Source organism: Sphingobium phenoxybenzoativorans (assembly GCF_001757355.1).
GTDB classification, from domain to species: Bacteria; Pseudomonadota; Alphaproteobacteria; order Sphingomonadales; family Sphingomonadaceae; genus Sphingobium; species Sphingobium phenoxybenzoativorans.
Genome location: NZ_MINO01000010.1, coordinates 85,562 through 107,969 on the forward strand (window position 1 = coordinate 85,562; position 22,408 = coordinate 107,969).

The 22,408-nt window shown below is 62.8% G+C and carries 18 protein-coding genes, 1 tRNA gene and 1 other annotated feature; of the genes, 11 read left to right on the top strand and 8 right to left on the bottom strand.

Annotated elements, in window-relative coordinates:
* Positions 1–427: 427 nt before the first annotated feature.
* Together BHQ40_RS07875 and BHQ40_RS07880 are read left to right on the top strand one after the other, a co-directional pair.
* The gene (locus BHQ40_RS07875; RefSeq protein WP_070154594.1) at positions 428–1,762 is read left to right on the top strand and encodes a DEAD/DEAH box helicase; all 1,335 of its coding nucleotides are present in this window, start codon (positions 428–430) and stop codon (positions 1,760–1,762) included.
* A 129-nt stretch (positions 1,763–1,891) separates the two neighbouring features.
* Positions 1,892–4,786, top strand: coding sequence for a M16 family metallopeptidase (locus BHQ40_RS07880; RefSeq protein WP_070154596.1), 2,895 nt, complete (start codon positions 1,892–1,894; stop codon positions 4,784–4,786).
* Between the two features lie 294 nt (positions 4,787–5,080).
* On the opposite strand, the gene hslU is transcribed toward BHQ40_RS07880, so the two are convergent.
* Together hslU and hslV are read right to left on the bottom strand one after the other, a co-directional pair.
* Positions 5,081–6,382: an ATP-dependent protease ATPase subunit HslU gene (hslU, locus tag BHQ40_RS07885; protein ID WP_070154598.1), complete on the bottom strand. Its 1,302-nt coding sequence runs from the start codon at positions 6,380–6,382 to the stop codon at positions 5,081–5,083.
* A 94-nt stretch (positions 6,383–6,476) separates the two neighbouring features.
* Complete coding sequence (hslV, locus tag BHQ40_RS07890) at positions 6,477–7,019, bottom strand: ATP-dependent protease subunit HslV (protein ID WP_139139226.1); 543 nt, start codon at positions 7,017–7,019, stop codon at positions 6,477–6,479.
* Positions 7,020–7,250: 231 nt separating this feature from the next.
* Between hslV and BHQ40_RS07895 the strand changes: the two genes are divergently transcribed.
* Positions 7,251–7,445, top strand: a complete 195-nt coding sequence (locus BHQ40_RS07895; protein ID WP_070154652.1) for a hypothetical protein — start codon at positions 7,251–7,253, stop codon at positions 7,443–7,445.
* A 33-nt stretch (positions 7,446–7,478) separates the two neighbouring features.
* On the opposite strand, the gene BHQ40_RS07900 is transcribed toward BHQ40_RS07895, so the two are convergent.
* Complete coding sequence (locus tag BHQ40_RS07900) at positions 7,479–7,607, bottom strand: entericidin A/B family lipoprotein (RefSeq protein WP_070154600.1); 129 nt, start codon at positions 7,605–7,607, stop codon at positions 7,479–7,481.
* Positions 7,608–7,754: 147 nt separating this feature from the next.
* Here BHQ40_RS07900 and BHQ40_RS07905 point away from each other — a divergent pair.
* Together BHQ40_RS07905 and BHQ40_RS07910 are read left to right on the top strand one after the other, a co-directional pair.
* A tRNA-Val gene (locus tag BHQ40_RS07905) sits at positions 7,755–7,829 on the top strand.
* A 181-nt stretch (positions 7,830–8,010) separates the two neighbouring features.
* Positions 8,011–9,036 carry an aspartate-semialdehyde dehydrogenase gene (locus BHQ40_RS07910; protein WP_070154602.1) on the top strand — a complete coding sequence of 342 codons (1,026 nt, stop codon included), beginning with the start codon at positions 8,011–8,013 and terminating at the stop codon, positions 9,034–9,036.
* A 65-nt stretch (positions 9,037–9,101) separates the two neighbouring features.
* Here the strand turns inward: BHQ40_RS07910 and BHQ40_RS07915 are convergent, their stop codons facing one another.
* The 3 genes from BHQ40_RS07915 to BHQ40_RS07925 are packed head-to-tail and all read right to left on the bottom strand — an operon-like array spanning position 9,102 to position 12,167.
* On the bottom strand, positions 9,102–10,643 hold the full coding sequence (locus tag BHQ40_RS07915) for an MDR family MFS transporter (protein ID WP_070154604.1): 1,542 nt from the start codon (positions 10,641–10,643) through the stop codon (positions 9,102–9,104).
* A gap of 2 nt (positions 10,644–10,645) precedes the next feature.
* Entirely contained in the window at positions 10,646–11,722 is a 1,077-nt protein-coding gene (locus BHQ40_RS07920; protein ID WP_070154606.1) for an HlyD family secretion protein, read from the bottom strand.
* Positions 11,715–12,167 (bottom strand): MarR family winged helix-turn-helix transcriptional regulator, encoded by a 453-nt coding sequence (locus BHQ40_RS07925; protein ID WP_070154654.1) that lies wholly within the window; start codon positions 12,165–12,167, stop codon positions 11,715–11,717. The genes BHQ40_RS07920 and BHQ40_RS07925 overlap by 8 nt, the downstream gene beginning before the upstream one ends.
* Before the next feature lie 177 nt (positions 12,168–12,344).
* Here BHQ40_RS07925 and BHQ40_RS07930 point away from each other — a divergent pair, with 177 nt between their 5' ends.
* The 3 genes from BHQ40_RS07930 to BHQ40_RS07940 all read left to right on the top strand — a co-directional run bounded on the left by BHQ40_RS07930 (position 12,345) and on the right by BHQ40_RS07940 (position 16,191).
* Complete coding sequence (locus tag BHQ40_RS07930) at positions 12,345–13,115, top strand: alpha/beta fold hydrolase (RefSeq protein ID WP_354320977.1); 771 nt, start codon at positions 12,345–12,347, stop codon at positions 13,113–13,115.
* Between the two features lie 61 nt (positions 13,116–13,176).
* Positions 13,177–15,006 carry a M2 family metallopeptidase gene (locus BHQ40_RS07935; RefSeq protein WP_070154608.1) on the top strand — a complete coding sequence of 610 codons (1,830 nt, stop codon included), beginning with the start codon at positions 13,177–13,179 and terminating at the stop codon, positions 15,004–15,006.
* 27 nt (positions 15,007–15,033) lie between these two features.
* On the top strand, positions 15,034–16,191 hold the full coding sequence (locus BHQ40_RS07940) for a GGDEF domain-containing protein (RefSeq protein ID WP_070154610.1): 1,158 nt from the start codon (positions 15,034–15,036) through the stop codon (positions 16,189–16,191).
* A gap of 14 nt (positions 16,192–16,205) precedes the next feature.
* Here BHQ40_RS07940 and BHQ40_RS07945 read toward each other — a convergent pair whose 3' ends face one another.
* On the bottom strand, positions 16,206–17,654 hold the full coding sequence (locus tag BHQ40_RS07945; RefSeq protein ID WP_070154612.1) for an AMP nucleosidase: 1,449 nt from the start codon (positions 17,652–17,654) through the stop codon (positions 16,206–16,208).
* Between the two features lie 186 nt (positions 17,655–17,840).
* Positions 17,841–17,893, top strand: a sequence feature (sul1 is cis-regulatory element that is thought to sense ions involved in sulfur or methionine metabolism; They are found in Alphaproteobacteria).
* Positions 17,894–18,012: 119 nt separating this feature from the next.
* Between BHQ40_RS07945 and BHQ40_RS07950 the strand changes: the two genes are divergently transcribed.
* Positions 18,013–19,539, top strand: a complete 1,527-nt coding sequence (locus tag BHQ40_RS07950; protein WP_139139227.1) for an oligosaccharide flippase family protein — start codon at positions 18,013–18,015, stop codon at positions 19,537–19,539.
* An 87-nt stretch (positions 19,540–19,626) separates the two neighbouring features.
* Here BHQ40_RS07950 and BHQ40_RS07955 read toward each other — a convergent pair whose 3' ends face one another.
* Entirely contained in the window at positions 19,627–20,106 is a 480-nt protein-coding gene (locus BHQ40_RS07955) for a peroxiredoxin (protein WP_070154616.1), read from the bottom strand.
* A gap of 164 nt (positions 20,107–20,270) precedes the next feature.
* Between BHQ40_RS07955 and BHQ40_RS07960 the strand changes: the two genes are divergently transcribed.
* Complete coding sequence (locus BHQ40_RS07960; protein WP_070154618.1) at positions 20,271–20,831, top strand: YqgE/AlgH family protein; 561 nt, start codon at positions 20,271–20,273, stop codon at positions 20,829–20,831.
* A 147-nt stretch (positions 20,832–20,978) separates the two neighbouring features.
* Positions 20,979–22,403 (top strand): adenosylhomocysteinase, encoded by a 1,425-nt coding sequence (gene ahcY / locus BHQ40_RS07965; protein WP_070154625.1) that lies wholly within the window; start codon positions 20,979–20,981, stop codon positions 22,401–22,403.
* Positions 22,404–22,408 lie beyond the last annotated feature (5 nt).

A 22,408-nucleotide genomic window follows, 5' to 3' on the forward strand; every position in this document is an offset into this window, starting at 1 on the left:
ATAAGAATATGAAAGAGAAAGATTTTTCCTTATAATCCGGCATAGTCTGGTGGCCCTGTAGTAGAGCCCGAGGATGGCTTGATAGGGCGATTGTAGGACAGGCCAATATGCGAATTGGACTGTCCGGCGATCGCCTATCCATAGCCTGTTCTTCTCCTGCAGGCTCTCAAAGGTTGCGTTTCGCTATTGAAACCGCTTGCATTTTTGCCGCGCCGCCGCCATATGCGCCGCAGCGCAGCAACCGGGCCATTTCGGCCCCGTAGCGATTGGCAGCGTGATCGTCCCAGCTCCCGAAGGGCAAAGGACCGGCCAATGACCTGCGCTTTGCCTGAGGCTTCCCTTTTCACGCGGGTCGTTTCGTAACCCGCCTTGCGCCCGGCGTGCGTCTGCGTGCCGTGAGCGCATCGCTCACATGTGAGTATCTAACTTGACCGAATTTAAGGACCTTGGCCTCGCCGAGCCGATTTTGAAGGCGCTCGCCGCCAAGAATTATTCCGTTCCAACACCCATCCAGACGCAGGCCATTCCCGCGCTGCTTGACGGCCGCGACCTGTGCGGCATCGCCCAGACCGGCACTGGCAAGACGGCGGCCTTCGCGCTGCCATCGCTGGATTATTTCCATCATCATCCCAAGCATACGCCGCAAAAGGCGTGCCGGATGCTGGTGCTCTCGCCCACCCGCGAACTTGCCGCGCAGATCGCCGACAGCTTCCGTGACTATGCCCGCTTCATGAAGCTGACGGTCGCGACGGTGTTCGGCGGCGTGCCGATCAACCGGCAGATCAATCAGCTTCGTGGCGGCGTTGATATCCTGGTCGCCACGCCGGGCCGTCTGCTGGATTTGATCGATCAGCGGGCCCTGACGATCGGCCATGTGGAAATCTTCGTGCTCGACGAGGCCGACCAGATGATGGACCTGGGCTTCATCCAGCCCCTGAAGCGCATCGACCGCATGCTGCCCAAGGACCGGCAGAGCCTGTTCTTCTCCGCCACCATGCCGAAGGCGATTGCCGATCTAGGCGCGCAGTTCCTGAACGATCCGGTGCGCGTCTCGGTCGCGCCGCAATCGACCACCGCCGAGCGCGTCCGCCAATATGGCAGCTTCGTCAACCAAGGCGAGAAGCAGGCGCTGCTGACCCTGACCATCAAGGGTGAGCCGATCGACCGCGCGCTTATCTTCACTCGCACCAAGCATGGCGCCGATAAGGTTGTGCGCGGCCTGGAAGGCGCTGGCATCCGGGCGATGGCGATCCACGGCAACAAGAGCCAGGCGCAGCGCACCACGGCGCTGCAGGCGTTTCGTTCCGGCGAGATCAAGCTGCTGGTTGCGACCGACATCGCCGCGCGCGGCATTGACGTGTCGGGCGTCAGCCATGTCATCAACTTCGAACTGCCGAACGTGCCGGAACAATATGTGCATCGCATCGGCCGGACGGCGCGCGCGGGGGCGGAAGGCATCGCCATCAGCTTTATCGCTGACGATGAGCGGCCCTACCTCAAGTCCATCGAGCGTGCGACGCGCGTGAAGCTGGAAATCGTGCCCCTGCCGGAGAATTTCTCCGAGGCGGTGCGCAACCTGCCCAAGCCTGCGCCTCGCGCCGTCACCACTGGCGAGCGCGGCCGTTCGCACAATGGCGGCCGGGGAAGCGCCGAGCGGGCGCACCGTCCTGAGGGCGATCGTCCGCGCAAGCCATTCCGTGGCCGGCGCAACGGCGTTGGCGCGCACAAGGGCGCTGTGCAACGCACGGGCGGCTCGCGATAGGCTGATCCGCCGGTCCCCGCCCGGAACAGGCGCGGGGGCCGGACTGGACCATGAACGGACCATAACCGGACATTGCCCGACCGCTTTGTCAGTGGTTATTCAGAAAAATGGCGCTAGGTTCCTGCGCCTATGACATCTTCCTTCCGGCGCACAGCCGCCTCCGCATCCATCCTCGCTATCCTGCTTGCCGGCTCCGCGCCGCCTGCCTTGGCCAATGCGTCGCCCATTGCCTCCACGAAGCAGGGCATCGCCACCGCGCAGAAGCGCCCCTGGCTCTATGAAAATAGCGACGTGCCGATCGACCCGGAATGGCTGTTCGGCGAACTGCCCAACGGCCTGCGCTACGCCATCCGCCGCAATGGCGTGCCTCCGGGGCAGGTATCCATCCGCCTGCGGATTGACGCGGGCGCGCTCATGGAAAGGCCGGAGGAGCGCGGCTTCGCCCATTATATGGAGCATCTGACCTTCCGTGGGTCGAAGCATGTGCCGGACGGCGAGTCCAAGCGCATCTGGCAGAGGCTGGGCGTGACCTTCGGCAGCGACAGCAATGCGCAGACCACCGCCACCGGCACCACTTATGCGCTCGACCTGCCGCAAGCCAGCCCGGAGGGCCTGGACGAAAGCATGAAGATCCTGTCCGGCATGATGACGGAACCCAATATCGTCGACAGCGCCGTCAATGCGGAACGCGCCGTGGTACTCGCCGAAATGCGCGAGTCCACCGGTCCCCAGTCACGCATAGCCGACGCCAGCCGGAAATTCTTCTTCGCCGGGCAGCCAATGGCGGAACGCTCCCCCATCGGCACCGCCGCCACTCTGAACGCAGCGACCGCGGCGGCGATGGAGGCGTTTCATCAGCGCTGGTATCGCCCGGAAAATGCAGTGATCTCCATTGCGGGCGATGCCGATCCGGCGGCCATGGAAGCGCTGGTGAAGAAGCATTTCTCCGCTTGGACCGTGCCCGGAAAGGCGGAAGCGATCCCCGATTTCGGCGATCCGAGTCCCAAATATCCGGCCGCCGCCGTGGTTGTGGAGCCGGGCATCCCCACCGGCATCAATCTGGCGTGGGAGCGCCCATGGCGCCCGCGCGCAGACACCATCGTCTATAATCAGGGCAAGCTGACCGACATGCTGGCGCTGCAGATGATCAACCGCCGGCTGGAACAGGCGGCAAGGGCAGGGGGCAGCTTCCTGCAGGCCAGCGTCGACCAGCAGGATGTCGCCCGGTCCGTGGACGGGACCTTCGTCACCATTCTGCCGTCCGGGGCGGATTGGGAAAAGGCGCTGAACGATGTGCGCGCGATCATTGAGGATGCGAAGGCGACCCCGCCGACGCAGACGGAGATAGACCGCGAATATGCGCAGTTCGACACCGCTCTCGCCATTCAGGTGGAAAATCAGGATACGGAGGCCGGGTCCAAACAGGCGTCGGACATGGTCAGCGCCGTCGATATCCGGGAAACCACCGTCAGCTCGCAGGCGGCCCTCGACATTTTCCGCTCCGGCAAGCCCGGCATGACGCCGCAGGCGATGCTGGAATCCACCCGCAGGCTCTTTTCCGCCGATGTGGTGCGCGCATTGCTGATGACGCCCACGGCCATTCCGGGTGCGCAGGAGAAGTTGACGGCGGCTCTCGCGGCCCAGGTGGAGGCGGCCAAGAACGCCCGCCTCGCCGACGGCACTGTGACGATGGACGACCTGCCCAAATTCGGCCCGCCCGCCACGGTCGTCTCGCGCGTTCCGGCTGGCGGCCTCAACGGCATGGAGATCATCACTTTCTCCAATGGCGTGAAGCTGACCCTCTTCGCCAATGATGCGGAGACGGAGAAGGTGCGCATCAATGTGCGCTTCGGTCATGGGCAGCAGGATTTCTCGCCCACCAATCCCGTGCCGTCATGGGCGGCGGGCTATGCCCTGGTGGCGAGCGGCATCGGCAAGCTGGGGCAGCGTGAACTGGATGACCTGACCAATGGCCGCCGCCTCGACTTCGGTTTTTCCATCGATGACGATGCGTTCGAATTCGCCGCCGTCACCCGGCCGGCGGACTATGCCGACCAGCTTCGCCTGTTTGCGGCGAAACTGGCGGAGCCGCGCTGGGACCCTGCGCCGATCGCGCGGCTGAAGGCGGGGATCACCGCCGCCTATGACACTATGTCCTCCTCGCCCGACGGCGTGCTGAGCCGGGACCTCAACTGGCTGCTCCGCGACAAGGACGTGCGCTACCGCACGCCCGACAAGGCGGAGATTGCCGCGCTGACCCCGGAGCAATTCCGCAAGACATGGGAACCGATCCTCGCCTCCGGTCCGATCGAGATCCAGATTTTCGGGCAGGTGAAGGCGGATGATGCAATAGCAAAGGTCGCCGCCACCTTCGGCGCTCTCCCGCAGCGCAAGGAGCAGCCAGTGCCCGCCGCCAACCGGCGGATGCGCTTCCCCGCGCATAATGACAAGCCGCTGGTCCTGCGCCACAGTGGCGACAAGGATCAGGCTTCGGCTGTCATGGCCTGGCCAACGTCAGGCGGGTTCGCCGCCTCCAGGGAGAGCCGGCAGCTCGAAATCCTGACCCAGATATTCAATGACCGGCTTTTCGAAGGGCTGCGGGCGACCGACGGCGCGGCCTATTCGCCAAGCGTCCAGAATAACTGGCCTTTCTCCTATGACAGCGGCGGCTACATCCTGGTGAACAGCCAGATCAAGCCGGAGAAGATCGGCTATTTCTTCAAGCTTATTAAGGATACGGCCGCCAATCTGGCCTCCAAGCCGGTTGACGATGACGAACTTCAGCGCGCCGTCGCGCCGATGCGGCAATTGCTGTCGCGCGCCAGCACCGGCAACGCCTTCTGGATGTCGCAGATGGAAGGGGCGACCCGCGATCCGCGCTATATCGACGTCATGAAAAGCATGGGTCCCGATATGCTGGACGTGACCCCCGCCGACATCCAGGCGCTGGCGAAGAAGTATCTCGTGCCCGGCAAGAGCTGGTCCGCGATGGTTCTGCCGGACGGCGTAGAGGCGGGGAAGTAAGCGGGAACGCGCCGCCGTTTCACTTGGGCAAAAAACATCCGTTCGCTTCGAGCGAAGTCGAGAAGCTAGCGCGAAACCGGGGAACAAGCGTGCTCCTGCGGAAGCAAGAGCACGTTCACTTTGCCGTCCGTTCGCCCTGAGCCTGTCGAAGCTTCGAACGAGTCATGCGCCTCGTTCGAACCTGAGCGCCTGCCTTGGCAGGCAGTCGAAGGGGGCTGCCCTTCTGGTCGAGGGAAAGTGTGCGGCTTCGACAGGTTCAGCCCGAACGGCTTTATCTGAAGCCCTCCGCAAGCTTCAAAGCACGTACCGGCTCAAATCCGTGTTCTTCGCCACACCCTCAAGCTGCTTGCGCACATAGTCGCTATCGACGACCAGCGTCTCGCCAACCCGGTCCTCGGCGTCGAAGCTGACATCCTCCAGCAGCTTCTCCATCACCGTCTGCAGCCGGCGCGCGCCGATATTCTCGACCTGCTCATTCACATCAGCGGCGATCTTCGCCACAGCGCGGATGCCGTCCTCGCGCAGGTCTATGGTCACGCCCTCGGTCGCCAGCAGCGCCTTATATTGTTCGGCCAGCGATGCCTTGGTGTCGGAGAGGATCGCGACGAAATCCTCCTCGGTCAGCGCCTTCAGCTCCACCCGGATCGGCAGGCGGCCCTGCAGTTCGGGCAGCAGGTCGCTGGGCTTGGCGACATGGAAAGCGCCGGACGCGATGAACAGGATATGGTCGGTCTTGAGCGGGCCATATTTGGTGGCGACGGTCGTTCCTTCGATCAGCGGCAGCAGATCGCGCTGCACGCCCTCGCGGCTGACTGATCCGCCGCGCACGTCGCTGACAGCGATCTTGTCGACCTCATCGAGAAAGACGATGCCATTCTGTTCTGCGCTGGCGATGGCGACGCGGGCGACATCATCCTGGTCCAGCCGCTTGTCCTGCTCCTCCTCGACCAGCTTGTCCCAGGCGTCGGCGACGCGCAGGCGGCGGCGCTTCTTCTGTTGCTGGCCGAACGCCTTGCTCATCATGTCGGACAGGTTGATCATGCCGACCTGGCCGCCCATGCCCGGTATCTCCATCGGCATGTTCGGCGCGTCGGCGACTTCCACTTCGACCTCGACGTCGTTCATCTGGTTCGCTTCGATCTTCTGGCGGAAGGACAGGCGCGTCGCCTCGCTTGCTTCCTTGCCGGTCAGGGCGTCGAGCAGGCGGTTCATTGCTGCTTCGGACGCTGCCTCACGAACGGACTCGCGGCGGCGGTCCCGCTCCAGCCGGATCGCCTCTTCCACCAGGTCGCGCACGATCTGCTCCACGTCGCGCCCGACATAGCCGACCTCAGTGAATTTCGTGGCTTCCACCTTCACGAAGGGGGCGTCGGCCAGCTTGGCGAGGCGGCGGCTGATCTCCGTCTTGCCGCAGCCGGTGGGGCCGATCATCAGGATATTCTTGGGCGTCACCTCGTCGCGCAGCGCCGCGTCGAGCTTCTGCCGCCGCCAGCGGTTGCGTAGCGCCACGGCCACGGCGCGCTTGGCGTCCTTCTGGCCGATAATATGGGCGTCAAGGGCGGCAACAATGGCTTTGGGGGTCAGATTGTCGTTCATAATTCCAGGAAATCCGTTCGCCCTGAGCTTGTCGAAGGGCTGTATTGTTTTCAAGGGATGGGCAGGGCTTCGACAGGCTCAGCCCGAACGGAGATTAGGTCGCGCTATCCAGGCTTTCGACCGTCAACTGATCGTTGGTGTAGACGCAAAGGTCGCCCGCGATCGCCATTGCCTTGCGCGCGATCGTTTCCGGGTCCTTCTCATAATCGACCAGGGCGCGGGCGGCGGCGAGGGCGTAGTTGCCGCCGGATCCGATCGCGGCGACACCGCCGACCGGCTCCAGCACATCGCCATTGCCGGTCAGGATCAGCGTCACTTCCTTGTCGGCGACGATCATCATCGCCTCCAGGTTGCGCAGATATTTGTCCGTCCGCCAATCCTTGGCGAGCTCGACGGCCGCCCGCATCAACTGGCCATTATGCCGCTCCAGCTTCGCCTCCAGCCGTTCGAACAGAGTGAAGGCGTCGGCCGTCGCGCCAGCGAAACCGCCAATGACCGATCCGTCATGCAGCCGGCGCACCTTCTTCGCATTGGGTTTCATGATCGTCTGGCCCATGCTGACCTGGCCGTCGCCCGCGACGATGACCTTGCCTTCCTTCCGAACCGACATGATGGTTGTGCCGTGCCAGGTGGGCATGGCGCTATGCTGTGTTCCGCTCATGGCCAGCATATGGGTGGTGTTTTGAACGGACGCAAGCGGGCGCTGGCGGCGGCGGCTTGTCGCAGGGGAAACGCCATCTGGCGCAACCTGTCCCAAATTGACGCACCTGCATCACCCTTCATCGAAAACCGTCTTGATCCAAGACGATGGCCATTGTGCAATGCAGCAACGGCTATCCGGGCCGACTCGTTGATGGAGGTTTCGCGCATGTCGTTGAAGGCCAGAGCACAGGAAAAGATCGAGCGGGCGGGGATCGCCAACTATTCCTTCGATCATGATGTTCTGGTGATGTGCGGCGTTCGTTATGAAATTCACGCCTGCGCCTGCGGAGAGGCGGATTGTGACGGGGTGCAGCTCCACCGCGCGCCCTATGCGGGCCATGGCGGCGGCACGCTGCAATAAGGCCGCATGCCGCCCGCCTGACCATCTACTGCGTCAGTTGATGACTTCCTTGCCCTTGCGTCCGACCGACTCGATGTCCCGTCCGGCGCCCTGAACGGTGTTGCAGGCGGCCAGGGCAACCAGCCCCAATGTCACGAGGGTCAGGGCAATCTTCCGTTTCATCGTCGCTTGTCTCCGTAGTTCTGCAACCGTAATCTTTGCATAGCCAAAGGGACCGGCGGGGAAAAGGGTTACTGAGCAGAGGGATGCCCCGCGCTTCCCTTGACTCCCGTCCCGCCCGGTGCCAATGGCGGCTCCCTCCGGAAACGGGGGCGCGTAGCTCAGTGGTAGAGCACACCCTTCACACGGGTGGGGTCGTAGGTTCAATCCCTACCGCGCCCACCATTAGGCGATATACCCTCGCTTTCCCCGTCGCCTTTGTTGGACAGTATTGGGTCGTCCCGCGGGAGTGACGTCGATAGGGCAGCCTTGTCTGTCCCAAGGATAATCACGCTTCCCCCAGCCTCCCGGTTCCGCTATCGCGCGCCCCGCGCGCATGGACGCGCGCCGTTTCAGGAGTTGAACAGTGGGTTACAAGGTCGTTGTCGTCGGTGCCACGGGTAATGTGGGCCGTGAAATGCTGACCATCCTTGCCGAGCGGGAGTTCCCGATTGACGAGATCGCGGCGGTTGCTTCGTCGCGCTCGACCGGTACGGAGATTGATTTCGGAGACACCGGCAAAACCCTGAAATGCAAGAATATTGAACATTTCGATTTCACGGGATGGGATATTGCTCTGTTCGCCGCCGGGTCCGGCCCGGCTCAGGAATATGCGCCCAAGGCGGCCGCCGCCGGTTGCGTGGTGATCGACAATTCGTCGCTTTACCGCATGGACCCGGACGTGCCCCTGATCGTGCCTGAGGTGAACCCGGAGGCGATCGACGGCTATACCAAGAAGAACATCATCGCCAATCCGAACTGCTCGACCGCGCAGATGGTGGTGGCGCTGAAGCCGCTGCACGACGCCGCGACGATCAAGCGGGTCGTTGTCGCCACCTATCAGTCGGTCTCCGGCGCGGGCAAGGAAGGCATGGACGAGCTGTTCGAGCAGTCGCGCAACATCTTCGTCGGCGATCCGGCGGAGGCGAAGAAGTTCACCAAGCAGATCGCTTTCAACGTCATCCCGCACATCGACGTCTTCCTGGACGATGGCTACACCAAGGAAGAATGGAAGATGGTCGTCGAGACCAAGAAGATCCTCGATCCCAAGATCAAGGTCACGGCGACCTGCGTGCGCGTTCCCGTGTTCGTCGGCCATTCGGAAGCGATCAACCTGGAGTTTGAGGATGAGATCAGCGCGGCGAAGGCGCAGTCCATCCTGCGCGAAGCGCCGGGCGTCATGCTCGTCGACAAGCGGGAGAATGGCGGATACGTCACGCCCGTCGAATGCGTGGGCGATTATGCGACCTTCGTCAGCCGCGTCCGTGAGGATGCGACCGTGGAAAATGGTCTGGCCCTGTGGTGCGTCAGCGACAATCTGCGCAAGGGCGCGGCATTGAATGCTGTTCAGATTGCGGAGCTTCTGGGCCGCCGGCATCTGAAGAAGGGCTGACGGCAACAGCCCGGCAGATATCCGACAAAAAGCTATGGCGGCGATCCCCGGATCGCCGCCATATCCTATTCCGCCATGACGGGCAGCTCGTCGCCCGGTTTGCGCGGCGTCGGCCGCTTGAGCAGCAAAATCAGCGGCAGCACGAGCAGGGTGGCGATCGTCATCAGCTTGAAGTCGTCAAGATAGGCGATCATCGCCGCCTGCCGCGTCACTTCTCCGTTCAGCATGGCCATGGCGCTGTCCCCCGTGGCGCCCAATATGCCCGACATGGCTGGATCGAGCGGCAGGCTCTCGAATGTCGCATGCTGGGCAAGGTCGGCATGGCTTATCTGCGTGTTGCGCGTGAGCAGCGCCGCCATCAGCGCAATGCCGATGGAAGACCCGATATTGCGGGACAGGTTCAGCAGGCTGGCCCCGTCCGTGCGATATGCCGGATGCAATGTGGCGAAGCTCAATATGTTGAGCGGCACGAAGATCAGGCCCAGGCCCAGACCCTGGACAAAGCCGCTCTCCACCACCGGCACCCAGTCCATTTCCAGCGACCAGCCGGTCATCATCCAGAGCGACCCGGCGCAGATGACGAAGCCGACGAACACCATCAGGCGCAGATCGACGAAGTGGCTGATCCGGCCGACCAGGAACATGGTGATCAGCACCCCCATGCCACGGGATGCCAGCAGCGTGCCCGTCTCCAGCACCGGATAACCGAACAAAGACTGGAGCATGGGCGGCAGCAGCGCCATGGCCGACATGGTGAGAACGCCCAGCACGAACATGAAGATCGCGCCGCTCACCATATTCCTGTCGCGCCAAAGGTCTTTGGGGAATAGCGGCGATTTCGCAGTGAAGGCATGCACGCCGAACATCCAGAAAGCGGCCGCCGCTATCCCCGTTTCAATCCATATCTCATTCGCGTTGAACCAGTCGACATGTTCGCCCCTGTCCAGCACCAGTTGCAGGGCGGCCAGGCCCAGTCCCAGCAACGCAAAGCCGGTGGCGTCGAAATGCCGTTTCACCGTCGCCTTGGAGGGCAGCAGCCACAGCAGAAGGGCAATGCACAATATGCCGACCGGCACATTGACGTAGAACACCCAGCGCCAGTTGAAATTCTCGGTCAGCCAGCCGCCAAGTATCGGCCCGGCGATCGGGCCGATCATGATGCCCATGCCATAAATCGACATGGCCTTCGCGTGATCGGACTTGCGGTTGATATCCAGCAGCAGGCTCTGCGCCAGCGGCGCGATAAAGGCCCCTGAAATGCCCTGGATCAGGCGAAACAGCACCATTTCGATCAGGCTGGTGGCGATGCCGCACAGCATGGACGCTACAACGAAAGTGCACACCGACACGATAAACAGCCGCCGGCTGCCGATCCGATCGGCCAGCCAGCCAGTGATCGGAATCGCTATGGCGGATGCGACGATATAGCTGGTGAGCACCCAGCTAATGCTGTCCTGGGTCGCGCCCAGCGACGCCTGCATATGGGGCAGGGCGACGTTGGCGATGGTGGTGTCAAGAACCTGCAGCAGCGTCGCCGCCATGATGGCGATGGTCAAAAGCCCCTTCTGCCGAACTTTCAGCAGCGGCTGATCGGGGTTTTCGGCCATGATTACCGCTGCCGCACATCCACGGTGACGGCTGCGCTCAACCCGGCGATGAGGGGGCGGGGGGACTTGTCATCTATGGCGATGCGCACGGGCACCCGCTGGGTCACCTTGACCCAGTTGCCATTGGCATTCTGGGCGGGAAGCACGGAAAATTCCGATCCCGTCCCAGCGCCAAGGCTTTCGACATGGCCCTTCAGCTTCAGGTTGGGATAAGCGTCGAAGGTGATGGTGGCGCGCTGGCCCGGATACATTTTCTCCAGTTGGCCTTCCTTGAAATTGGCCTCGATCCAGCTCCGGTCGCTGGCGACCACGCTGACGGCGGGCAGGCCCATGATCATCATCTGACCCACCTGAAGCCGGCCGGACTGGCTGACCCTGCCGGCAACCGGCGCGACTGTCCGCGTTCTGGACAGGTCAAGCGCGGCCTTGTCGCGCTGCGCCAGCGCCGTGGCGACGGCGGGATTGACGCCCGGCACCTGTGCGCCGTTCGCCAGCGCGGCGCGGGCCTTGGCGGCATCGACCTGCGCTTCCCGCACACGCCATTGGGCATTCTGATACGCGTTCTGCGCCGCCTGCAGCTTCGCCTTCGTGGTGAAGCCGCTGCGCATCAACTCCTGCTGGCGCTCATATTCGGCCTTGGCGAATGTGACATCGCTTTGCGCGCCTTCAATATCGACCGCGCTGGTGCTCAGATCGGTTTGCAGGCCAGTGACCTTCGCCTGGGCGGTGGCAATCGCGGCATTGGCGGATTCCAGGGCGACACGATACGGTTCCGGGTCCACCGTGAACAGCGTATCGCCGGCCTTCACCATCTGGTTCTCGCGCACGCGAACGCTGACGATCCTTCCGTTCACATCGCTGGAAATCGAAACCACATCCTGTTTGACATAGGCGTTGTCCGTGCTGACGGTCCGGCCGCCGGTCAGGTAGAACCACGCCCCGACCAGAGCGATGAGCAGAGGAACCGAGACCATAAGCGCCAGGCGGCGGCGGTTGCCGGTCTTGCCGTTCGCCTCATTCTCGATCTCAAGCGTGACGGGCGTGCCGGGTTCGGCGATCGGGCGGTCGGCTTCAGCCATGCTTCTGGGCCTTCAAAAACGGCGCCGGGTCCTCAAGCAGATTATCGCGCAGGCGGGCGAGCATCTGCGTCAGCGTATCGACTTCCTCCGGTGTGAACCCAGCCACCGCCTCGGCCAGTTTCAGATGCGCGATTTCACGCAACTCCTCGATCAGCGGCAGGGCGGCATCGGTAATGAAAATCTGCCAGGCCCTCCGGTCGGCCGGATCGCGCCGGCGCTCGACCAGCCCGGCCTGCTCCAGTCTGTCCACCATGCGGCAGGTGGTGATGGGTTCGACTTCCAGCCGGTCGGCCAACTGGCCCTGATTGATTCCCGGCTGGCGATGCAGCGTGAAAAGCAGCCGCCATTGCGGGCCGGTGACGCCGATATCCCTGGTGGCGGCGTCGAAATGCTTTCGCATCAGCCGGCCGATGTCGCTGACATAGAATCCAAAATGTTCGCTCATGACTGCGCATATAATAAGCATAGTTATATAAAGGAAGCTTCCTCTCGAAATTTTCTGTAACGCTGCAGACATATGGCCATGGCTCGACATGGGTTCGGCATCGGCATATCGGGCGGAGCAGGCGGTGGCGTGGCTATGCCCCCGAAGCGGACAAATCCTTAGCGAACAGGTGTTTCAGTGGCGGAAAATTTCTCGACCGATGCGACCGTGACGATGATGCCGGGCCACCGGGGCGCTCCATTGGCAGTGCATCAGCTTGGTTCGGGACGTCCTGTGATCCTGTTGCACGGCCTGTTTTCGAACGCCTATGTGAACTGGATCAAATATGGCACGGCGGCGGCGATCGCGGAGCGGGGTTTCCGGGTCATCATGCCGGACTTCCGCGTGCATGGGCAAAGCAGCGCCTCGCATGATCCCGATGATTATCCGGCGGACGTGCTGGCGCTGGACGTAGAGGCGCTGATTTCCGGCCTTGGCCTTTCGGATTATGATCTCGGCGGTTTCTCGCTTGGCGCGCGGACGACGGCTCTGTTGCTCAGCCGGGGTCTTGCGCCGCGACGGGCGATATTGGCGGGCATGGGACTGCAGGGGCTGTCGGGCTGGGCGAAACGGCGGGACTTCTTCCTGTCGGTGATTGCTGATCGCGATGCGATAAAACATGGCGATCCGCGCTGGCTTTCGGCGCAGTTCATGAAGACCATGAAGGTGGATGGTGAGGCCGCCGCGCTGCTGCTTCGCACATTCGGGGACATTGATCCCGCTAGTCTTCCCGGCATCGCCACGCCCATTCTGGTTGTGAGCGGGGCCGAGGACAGGGACAATGGTTCGCCGCAGGACCTAGCCGATATATTGCCCAACGCCCGCTTCGAGGAAATTCCAGGTACCCATATGAGCAGCGTGACCAAGCCCGAACTGGGAAGGGTGATAGGGGACTTTCTGGCCGCTTGACCGGTCATCCGGCATCCGTCACTTACAGTCGTATAATATCTCCAGATCGGGAGACTTGCCTGTGAAAATCCTCCTCTCCGTCGCTGCTCTGGCAGTGGCGCTCGCTGCGCAGCCGCTGGCCGCGCAATCCACGGCGCAAACGTCCGCGTCTACTCCAAGCGCGGCGGATGCCGAAGCGTTCCTTGCCCGCGCGGAAGCGGCGATGGCGGCGCATGACCTTACGCAGAACCGGGTCGACTGGATCAATTCGACCTATATCACGGATGACAGTGACGCGCTGGCGGCGGAGGTCGGGGCCAAGCGTACGGCGATGAATGTCGATTTCGCGCTGGAAGCGGCCAAATATGCCAATGCGCCGGGCCTTTCCGCTGAAACCCAGCGCCGGTTGAACCTCGTCCGCACTAAGCTTGTGCTCCCCGCGCCGACTGCGCCGGGGGCTGCGCAACAACTCAACGACATCTCCACCCGCCTGCAATCCGCCTATGGCAAGGGCAAGGGGACCCTGCGCGGCCAACCCATCAACGGCAGCGATATCGAAGCCGAGATGGGCACGGACCGCAATCCTGATGAACTCAAGGAAATGTGGGTGAGCTGGCACGACAATGTGGGTGCGCCCATGCGCGCCGACTATGCCAGGATGGTGGGCATCGCCAATGCCGGCGCGAAAGAGCTGGGCTATGCCGATACGGGCGCGATGTGGCGCTCCAAATATGACATGCCTGCGGACGATTTCGCCAAGCTGACGGACAAGCTCTGGAGCGAGGTGAAGCCGCTTTACGACGATCTCCATTGCTACACGCGCAGCAAGCTCAACGAGAAATATGGCGATGCGGTTCAATCCAAGACCGGCCCGATCCGCGCCGACCTGCTCGGCAATATGTGGGCGCAGGAATGGGGCAATATCTACGACATCGTTGCGCCAAAGGGTGCGGGCGATTTGGGATATGACACCACCGAACTGCTGACGGCCAAGGGCTATGACCCGGTGAAGATGGTGAAGGCGGGGGAGGGCTTCTATTCCTCGCTCGGCTTCACGCCGCTGCCCCAGACATTCTGGGATCGTTCGCAGATCGTCAAGCCGCGCGATCGCGAAGTCGTTTGCCACGCATCCGCCTGGGATCTCGACAACAAGGACGATATCCGCATCAAAATGTGTACGAAGGTGAATGGCGACGACTTCGTCACCATCCATCATGAGCTAGGCCATAATTATTATCAGCGCGCCTACAACAAACAGGCGTTCCTGTATCTCGACGGCGCCAATGACGGTTTCCATGAGGCCATTGGCGATTTCGTCGCGCTTTCGATTACGCCCGACTATCTGGTGAAGATCGGTCTGCTCGATCCTGCGAAGGTGCCCAGCGCGGACAAGGATATCGGCCTCCTCTTGCGGCAGGCGATGGACAAGGTGGCGTTCCTGCCTTTTGGCCTGCTGATCGACAAGTGGCGCTGGGGTGTGTTCGACGGGTCCATCCCGGAGAGCGGCTATCAAAAGGCGTGGACCGACCTTCGCCGCGAATATCAGGGCATCGTTCCGCCTGTTGAACGGGACGAGACCCGTTTCGATCCGGGCGGCAAATATCATATTCCGGGCAACACGCCCTATACCCGCTATTTCCTTGCCCGGTTGCTGCAGTTCCAATTCTATCAGGCCGCGTGCAAACAGGCCGGATGGAAGGGACCGCTCCACCGCTGCTCCTTCTATGGCGACAAGAAAGTCGGCGAGAAGCTGAACGCGATGCTGGAAATGGGCGCATCGAAGCCCTGGCCAGACGCGCTGCAGGCATTTACCGGATCGCGCGAGATGTCGGGCAAGCCGATGCTCGCCTATTTCGCGCCCTTGCAGAAATGGCTGAAGACGCAGAACAAGGGGAAGCAATGCGGCTGGTAATCGCGGCGTGACTCTACCGGAAACCCGATGAACCCACACGTCGTCATCCTGTCGGTCCTGTTCTTCACGAGCAGCATCATGTGCGTCGCCATGACGCTCGCCTGGCTCAGTTTCGGGCGGGACCGGCATGTCCTGTATTGGGCGATGTCCTACGGCATCGCCGTACTGCAATGGCTGTTTAATGGGGCCGGGCTGCTGCTCGACAGCCATGTGCTGATGACGCTGGCGGGGCTGTGCATTCTGGCGAGCAGCTCCCTGGTTGCCATCGGCGCGCGGCAGAGGTCGGGCCTGCCGGTCGGATGGGGCCAGTTCATCATCGGTTGGGTGGTTGCAGGCGCGGGGGTTGCGGTTGCATTCAGCCCGATGGGGACCATGGCGATGCGGGGCAGCATCGCGTCCAGCTTTACCGGGGTCATGATGATCGCCGCCGCCGCCGCCATCTGGCCCCGCCGCAGAATCGCGACGCCGCCCGAACGCGCCTTCATCGTCATGCTGGTGATCTTCGGCGTTTTTCAGATCGCTTTAGTGTCCGCGGGGCTGATGATCGGGCAGGGCGGTTCGGATGCCGGTCTGACCCTCTATCGCGCGATACTCGGTTTGGGACTTCCGCCCATCTATGTCGCGACCGGCGTGGCGGCGGTGCTGGTGGTGGCGGGCGATCTGGCCAAGCAGCTCGGCTCCATGGTCAGCAATGACCAATTGACCGGCATCCTCAACCGGCGTGGCGTGGAACAGGCCGCTATCATGGCCATCGCCAACGCCAAGCGGCAGAAGCGCAAACTGGCGGCGGTCATTTGCGATATGGACAGCTTCAAGACCCTGAACGACGGTTATGGCCATATTGCGGGCGATGCGGCGTTGCGGACATTCGCCAAGGCCCTGTTACTGGCCGTGCGCAAGGGCGATGTCGTCGGCCGTCTGGGTGGCGACGAGTTCTGCGTCCTGCTGATCGATTCGTCCGGCGATGCGGCCGTGGAGGTCATGGAGCGCGTTCGCGGCAGCCTGTCCAACCTGTCCGTCGCCAAAATGCCGCCGGGCTGTGTGAAGGCAAGCTTCGGCGTGGCCGAATTCATGCCCGGCGACAATGCCCTGGAGGACCTCATCGCCCGCGCGGACGAGGCGCTGTATCAATCCAAGCAGCAGGGCCGCGACCGGGTAACCCTCTGGAGCAAGGCCGCAGCCTGATTTGACCGCCTGATCTAGCGGAAGGGCGGTTCGTTAAACGCCCGCAGCTTGCGGCTGTGCAGTTTCGCGCCCTGTTCGCGAAGCAATTCACAGGTCATCAGGCCAACCCGCAGATGCCCGGCAATGGCTTCCTCGTAGAAACGGTTGGCCTGCCCCGGCAACTTCAATTCGCCGTGGATCGGCTTGTCGGACACGCAAAGCAACGTGCCGTAGGGGACGCGGAACCGGTATCCCTGCGCTGCGATGGTGGCCGATTCCATGTCGATCCCCACGGCGCGCGACAGGCTGAAGCGCAGCGCCGACTTGGAATAGCGCAGTTCCCAGTTCCGGTCGTCGGTCGTCACGATCGTTCCGGTGCGCAGCCGCCGCTTGAAATCGTCCCCGCCGCCCAGCACGCCCTCGGCAGCCGACGCCATCGCCACTTGCACCTCGGCGATGGCGGGCACCGGGATTTCCGGCGGCAGCACATCGTCAAGCACATGGTCGTCGCGCAGATAGGCGTGGGCGAGCACATAGTCGCCGATCCGCTGGCTTGGCCGCAGCCCGCCGCAATGGCCGATCATCAGCCATGCCTCCGGGCGCACCACCGCCAGATGGTCGCAAATCGTCTTGGCGTTGGATGGTCCTACCCCGATATTGACCAGCGTGATGCCGCTGCGGTCGGGCGCGATCAGGTGATAGGCGGGCATCTGGTGCTTGCGCCACGCACTGTCAGCGATCATCCGCGCCGGATCGGCCGTTTCCGGCGTCACATATACGCCGCCCGCGCCGGACAGGGCGGAATAGCGGCTGCCCGGCTGCTTCAGTTCCGCGCAGGCCCAGGCGACGAACTCATCGACATAGCGGTGATAATTGGTGAACAGGATATAGCGCTGCACATGTTCGGCGGGCGTGCCGGTATAATGTTTGAGCCGCGCCAGCGAAAAATCGGTGCGCAGACCATCGAACAGGGCTAGCGGCCTGTCCCCGCCACGGTCGGGCAGGAACAGACCGTCGGCGATCTCGTCGCCAATCTCCGCCAGTTCGGTGGCCGGGAAATGCCGCGCCAGTTCCGTCGGTGGCACGCCGTCCAGCGCGCTGGCGTCAAGCCCGTCGAGCACATAGGGGAAAGGAATCTGCTGGTCGGACAGGCCGGTCTCTACGCTCACGCCATAGTCGGCGACCAGCAGGTCGATCTGTTCCGCCAGATAGTCGCCGAACATGCCGGGCCGGGTAAGGGTGGTCACATAGCGGCCCGGATGGGACAGGCGCGCGAAGGAGCGGCCGGGCGGGGGAGCCTGGTTCTCGCTGCCATAGGTGATCCGCAGTTCGGGATAGCAGAAGCGCCGCTCCGCCTGCGCCTCCGGTCCCGGCACGCTGCCGTCCCGCGCAAATTCCTGCATGGCGTGGCGCAGGGAATGGATGGAGCTTTGATACAGCGCCTCAAGCTGCGCGACCGTTATTTGTCCTATGCTTTCTGTCATCGCATCCTGTTACCCTCTCTATGTGCAATGGGAAAGACGGCGGCGTGAACCGGGTGAAAAAGCCTGCCGAGCGTGCGCCCTGCGTTTTGTCGCGTCTTTCAAGAAGATAAGATGGTGTGCCGTAACGGGCCGCCGCGACAAACAGTCTTGCCAATCATGCTGCAATGCGGGATGGAACGCATGTTCGACGGACCGGGCCTGCCCGGTGGCTTTTCCCGGCGCCTAACCCTGGGTCACGTTTGCGGTATATCCTATACGATAGTTTAATCTTGTTTTTGTATGGGAATGCCGACTGCCTGTCGTCCGGAATGCTGTTGACCATGATCGAATTTCTGTCCTTTCCCGCGGGACGCGCATTGTGAGCGCAGCGGTGCATGAACCGGCGGCGGCTTCGGAAAACCCGACCTTTGTCCGCAATTCCTTTTTCAGCGTGATTTCCGGCATCATGTCCTCCTTCGCGGGGTTCGCCAGCGGCATCATCGTCGCGCGAATCCTGGGGGTGAGCGGCACGGGCACCATCGCCATGGCGCTCTGGATGGTGTTCGCGGCCGTGACGCTCAGCGACTGGGGCCTGACCGGCGCGCTCGCCCGCTTCCTGCCGCCGGCCAGGGGCAATCCCGCCGAAACCCGTCAGGTGACGACCTATCTCGTCTGGGCATTCTGGGCGTCGGTGGCCAGCGGCTTGCTATTGCTGGCGGGCGCCATGGCGCTCTGGTGGCCCGAAGCCTTTACGATAGAGGCATGGCGCGGCGAGCATGGCACGCTGTCCTTCGGCCTTATCGCCTTCTGCTTTGTCATCCATATGGCGAACAGCTTCGGCTATCATTATCTGCGCGGCATTGAGCGGTTCGGCACGATCGCAACCTATTCCATTTCCGGCTCCGTGGCGCAGATCGGCATCGTCCTGGTGGGCAGCATGCTGTTCGGCCCAAGCGGCGCGATGATCGCCTATATCGTGGGCAGCCTGCCGCTTGCGATCATCACGTTCCGGCTCGCCCTGCGCGGCCGCCCTATCCGGGGTGACTATCGCCGCCGCGTGACCCGCTATTCAGCGACGCTGTGGATCGCGGGCCTGCTCTCGCCCCTGTTGTGGACCCGCGTCGACCTGATCCTGGTCGAGCGGCTGCAGGGATTGAACGCCGCCGGACTGTTCACGGCCGCCGCCGCCTTTTCCGCGCTGCTCATCCAGATATGCGTCATGCTGTGCGGCGCTGTCCTCCCGCATCTCTCCGCCGCAGGAGAGCAGGGCCGCCGCGCGACAAGCAGCGCGACGCTGAAAGCGGTGCTGTTCCTGCTGATGCCGATGGTGTTCGGAACCGCCGCCATCGCGCCGCGCCTCATCCCGCTGGTCTATGGCCCGGATTTCGCCAGCGCCGGGCTTCCCGCCGTTATTCTGGCGCTTGCCGCCGGGGGATCGGTGATCACGATCGCCCTGTCTAACGTCATGAACGCGCTCGATCAGAATGCGAAACTGGTCATCGGCGGCGCGACCGGCTGCGTCCTGACCATTGCGCTCGGCCTCGCCCTGATCCCGCATTACGGCATCATGGGGGCGGCCGCCGCCCGTTTCGGGGCGCAGGCCACCGTTGCCTGCATCACGCTCTATCAATTGAACAGGGTGCAGCCCGGAACCGTATCTTGGTCCTGGTTCCGCCCGATCGCGGTGGCCAGCATTTGGTGCGCTCTGACGGCTGCGGGCATTCTTCACCTCTGGCCTTCGGACTATGCGCTTATCCTGGCCGTTCCGGCGGGTGGTCTCGTCTACCTTGCCCTGTGCCGGATACTGCTGAAACTGGATGAGGCGGACATTCGTTTGCTGGGCCTGAAACCGTCGTCCAGCGCGGGCAGGGCGGCGTCGATGATGACGAAGTTCATGCGCGCCTGATCGCGCCTGACCCTGATCGCGCCTGACAAGGAAAACCCCGCCGCCGGACATGCCGGGGCGGGGTCATCGAGAAAATAGCGGCCGGGCTTAGAGCTGGTCGAGCATATATTCGGCGGACGAGACCTTGAAATCGCCCGGCGCCTCGACATTCAACTGCTCGACCACGCCGTCATTGACGACCATGGAGAAGCGCTGTCCGCGCGTGCCCAGACCGAACTTGCTGCCATCCATTTCCAGGCCGACCGCCTTGGCGAACGCGCCATTGCCGTCAGCCAGCATGGTGATGCCATCCGCGCTGGCGGATTTGCTCCACGCGCCCATCACGAAGGGATCGTTGACGGCGGTGCAGGCGATCTCGTCAATGCCCTTGGCCTTCAATTCTGCGGCCTTGTCGATGAAGCCGGGCAGGTGACGGGCGGAGCAGGTCGGCGTGAATGCGCCGGGAACCGAAAACAGCGCGACCTTCTTCCCGGCGAAATAGCTTTCGCTCTCAACCTGTTCGGGTCCGTTTTCGGTCATGGTGACAAATGTGGTGGCGGGCAGTTTGTCGCCCTTGGCGATCGTCATGGGAAGGCTCCTTTCCTGTAGGGGCAGCAATAGCGACCGTCAGGTCGGGCGTCCGGCGGCGGGTGTCAAGCCCCGCCTCATGAAAGAACCGGTCCGGCGTCGGGACCCATAGGCGGGTTCGGATCGTTCTTGCCCGGCTACTCTACCACCTTATATCGGACGTCATGGACCTTCCTCCTTTTTATGCCGGCCAAATTCTGTTGGCGATGCCGGGTATCGGCGATGATAATTTCGATCATTCCGTCATCGCCCTTTGCGCGCATGACGATAATGGTGCCCTGGGCATCGACATCGGCACCGAAATCCAGGGGCTGGGCCTTCGGGAATTGCTCGCATCCTTCGATATTGACGGGGCGCAGGTGCCGGACAAGCCCGTTCTGCGCGGCGGCCCGGTTGAGCCGCGCCGGGGCTTCGTCCTCCATTCGCTTGACTGGGGCGGTCAGGAAATGCTCCAGGTCGATGACCATTGGGGCCTGTCCGGTTCTCTCGACATATTGAAGGCGATTGCAGAGGGCAGGGGGCCGGACAGCTATATTGTCGCGCTCGGCTATGCCGGTTGGGGCGCCGGGCAACTGGAGCAGGAGATGACCGGTCATGGCTGGTTCCTCGCGCCGCCCGACAACCGCCTGATCTTCGAAACGCCGACCGAAAAGCGCTGGTCGGCGGCCTTTGCGGCAAGCGGCATCGACGCCGCCATGCTGGTAAGCGAGGGCGGTTCGGCCTGACCGCGGCCCAGCCCGAATGTCGCGCAAACGACATAAAGGAAACTTTATATTGGGTTGATTAACGGTGCGCCGGTTGGTAGAGGAGCGCCATCATCGCCAGCCATACCGGCTGGCTGGACCAATTTTTCCAGCAAATGGAGTATCAGCGTGGCCACTGCCCCCGCCCTCGACACGAACGACTATGTCGTCAAGGATCTGAGCCTCGCCGCTTTCGGCCGCAAGGAAATGGACATTGCCGAAACCGAGATGCCTGGCCTGATGGCCCTGCGCGCCGAGTTCGGTCCGTCGCAGCCGTTGAAGGGCGCGCGCATCACTGGATCGCTGCACATGACGATCCAGACCGCCGTGCTCATCGAGACGCTGACGGCGCTGGGCGCGAAGGTGCGCTGGGCGACCTGCAACATCTTCTCGACGCAGGATCACGCCGCCGCCGCCATCGCCGCTTCGGGCGTGCCGGTCTTTGCGGTGAAGGGCGAAACGCTCCAGGAATATTGGGATTATGTCGAGCGCATCTTCGACTGGACCGGTGACGAGTCTGGAGAAGATGTCTGCAACATGATCCTGGACGATGGCGGCGACGCCACCATGTTCGCGCTGTGGGGCGCGCGGGTCGAGGCGGGCGAGACGCTGTTCACCCCGACAAATGAGGAGGAGGAAATCTTCTGCGCGGTCCTGAAGCGCGTCCTCGCTGAGCGTCCCGGCTTCCTGACTCGCACCGTCGCCGCCATCAAGGGCGTGTCGGAGGAAACCACCACCGGCGTCCACCGCCTGTACGAGCTGGCCAAGAACGGCAAGCTTCCTTTCCCGGCGATCAACGTCAATGACAGCGTCACCAAGTCGAAGTTCGACAATCTCTACGGCTGCAAGGAATCGCTGGTCGACGCGATCCGCCGTGGCACCGACGTGATGCTGGCCGGCAAGACCGCTTGCGTCGCCGGTTTCGGCGATGTCGGCAAGGGCAGCGCCCAGTCGCTCCGCAACGGCGGCGCGCGCGTGATGGTGACTGAGGTCGATCCGATCTGCGCGCTTCAGGCGGCCATGGAGGGCTTCGAGGTTGTGACGATGGAGGAAGCGGCGACCCGCGCCGACATCTTCGTCACCGCCACGGGCAATGCCGACGTCATCACCGTCGATCACATGCGCGCGATGAAGAATATGGCGATCGTCTGCAACATCGGCCACTTCGATTCGGAAATCCAGATCGGCGGCCTGTCCAACATGAAGTGGACCGAGATCAAGCCGCAGGTCGATGAGGTCGAGTTCCCCGATGGCAAGAAGATCATCGTCCTGTCTAAGGGCCGCCTGGTGAATCTGGGCAACGCCACCGGCCACCCCAGCTTCGTGATGTCGGCCAGCTTCACCAATCAGACGATCGCCCAGATCGAGCTGTGGACGAACACCGCCGCCTACAAGAATGAAGTCTATGTCCTGCCCAAGCATCTGGACGAAAAGGTGGCCGCGCTTCACCTGGAAAAGCTGGGTGTGAAGCTTACCAAGCTGACCGACAAGCAGGCCGCTTATATCGGCGTTACGCCGGAAGGCCCGTTCAAGCCGGACCATTATCGCTACTGAGCCGG

What these genes read in the sequence shown, in the direction of transcription:
- BHQ40_RS07955 (WP_070154616.1), bottom strand. Translation starts at nt 20,106, where the DNA reads ATGACGATCGCCAAGGGCGACAAACTGCCCGCCACCACATTTGTCACC.
- BHQ40_RS07940 (WP_070154610.1), top strand. Translation starts at nt 15,034, where the DNA reads ATGAACCCACACGTCGTCATCCTGTCGGTCCTGTTCTTCACGAGCAGC.
- BHQ40_RS07960 (WP_070154618.1), top strand. Translation starts at nt 20,271, where the DNA reads ATGGACCTTCCTCCTTTTTATGCCGGCCAAATTCTGTTGGCGATGCCG.
- BHQ40_RS07945 (WP_070154612.1), bottom strand. Translation starts at nt 17,654, where the DNA reads ATGACAGAAAGCATAGGACAAATAACGGTCGCGCAGCTTGAGGCGCTG.
- BHQ40_RS07895 (WP_070154652.1), top strand. Translation starts at nt 7,251, where the DNA reads ATGTCGTTGAAGGCCAGAGCACAGGAAAAGATCGAGCGGGCGGGGATC.
- BHQ40_RS07880 (WP_070154596.1), top strand. Translation starts at nt 1,892, where the DNA reads ATGACATCTTCCTTCCGGCGCACAGCCGCCTCCGCATCCATCCTCGCT.
- BHQ40_RS07900 (WP_070154600.1), bottom strand. Translation starts at nt 7,607, where the DNA reads ATGAAACGGAAGATTGCCCTGACCCTCGTGACATTGGGGCTGGTTGCC.
- hslV (WP_139139226.1), bottom strand. Translation starts at nt 7,019, where the DNA reads ATGCCCACCTGGCACGGCACAACCATCATGTCGGTTCGGAAGGAAGGC.
- BHQ40_RS07925 (WP_070154654.1), bottom strand. Translation starts at nt 12,167, where the DNA reads ATGAGCGAACATTTTGGATTCTATGTCAGCGACATCGGCCGGCTGATG.
- BHQ40_RS07920 (WP_070154606.1), bottom strand. Translation starts at nt 11,722, where the DNA reads ATGGCTGAAGCCGACCGCCCGATCGCCGAACCCGGCACGCCCGTCACG.
- hslU (WP_070154598.1), bottom strand. Translation starts at nt 6,382, where the DNA reads ATGAACGACAATCTGACCCCCAAAGCCATTGTTGCCGCCCTTGACGCC.
- BHQ40_RS07915 (WP_070154604.1), bottom strand. Translation starts at nt 10,643, where the DNA reads ATGGCCGAAAACCCCGATCAGCCGCTGCTGAAAGTTCGGCAGAAGGGG.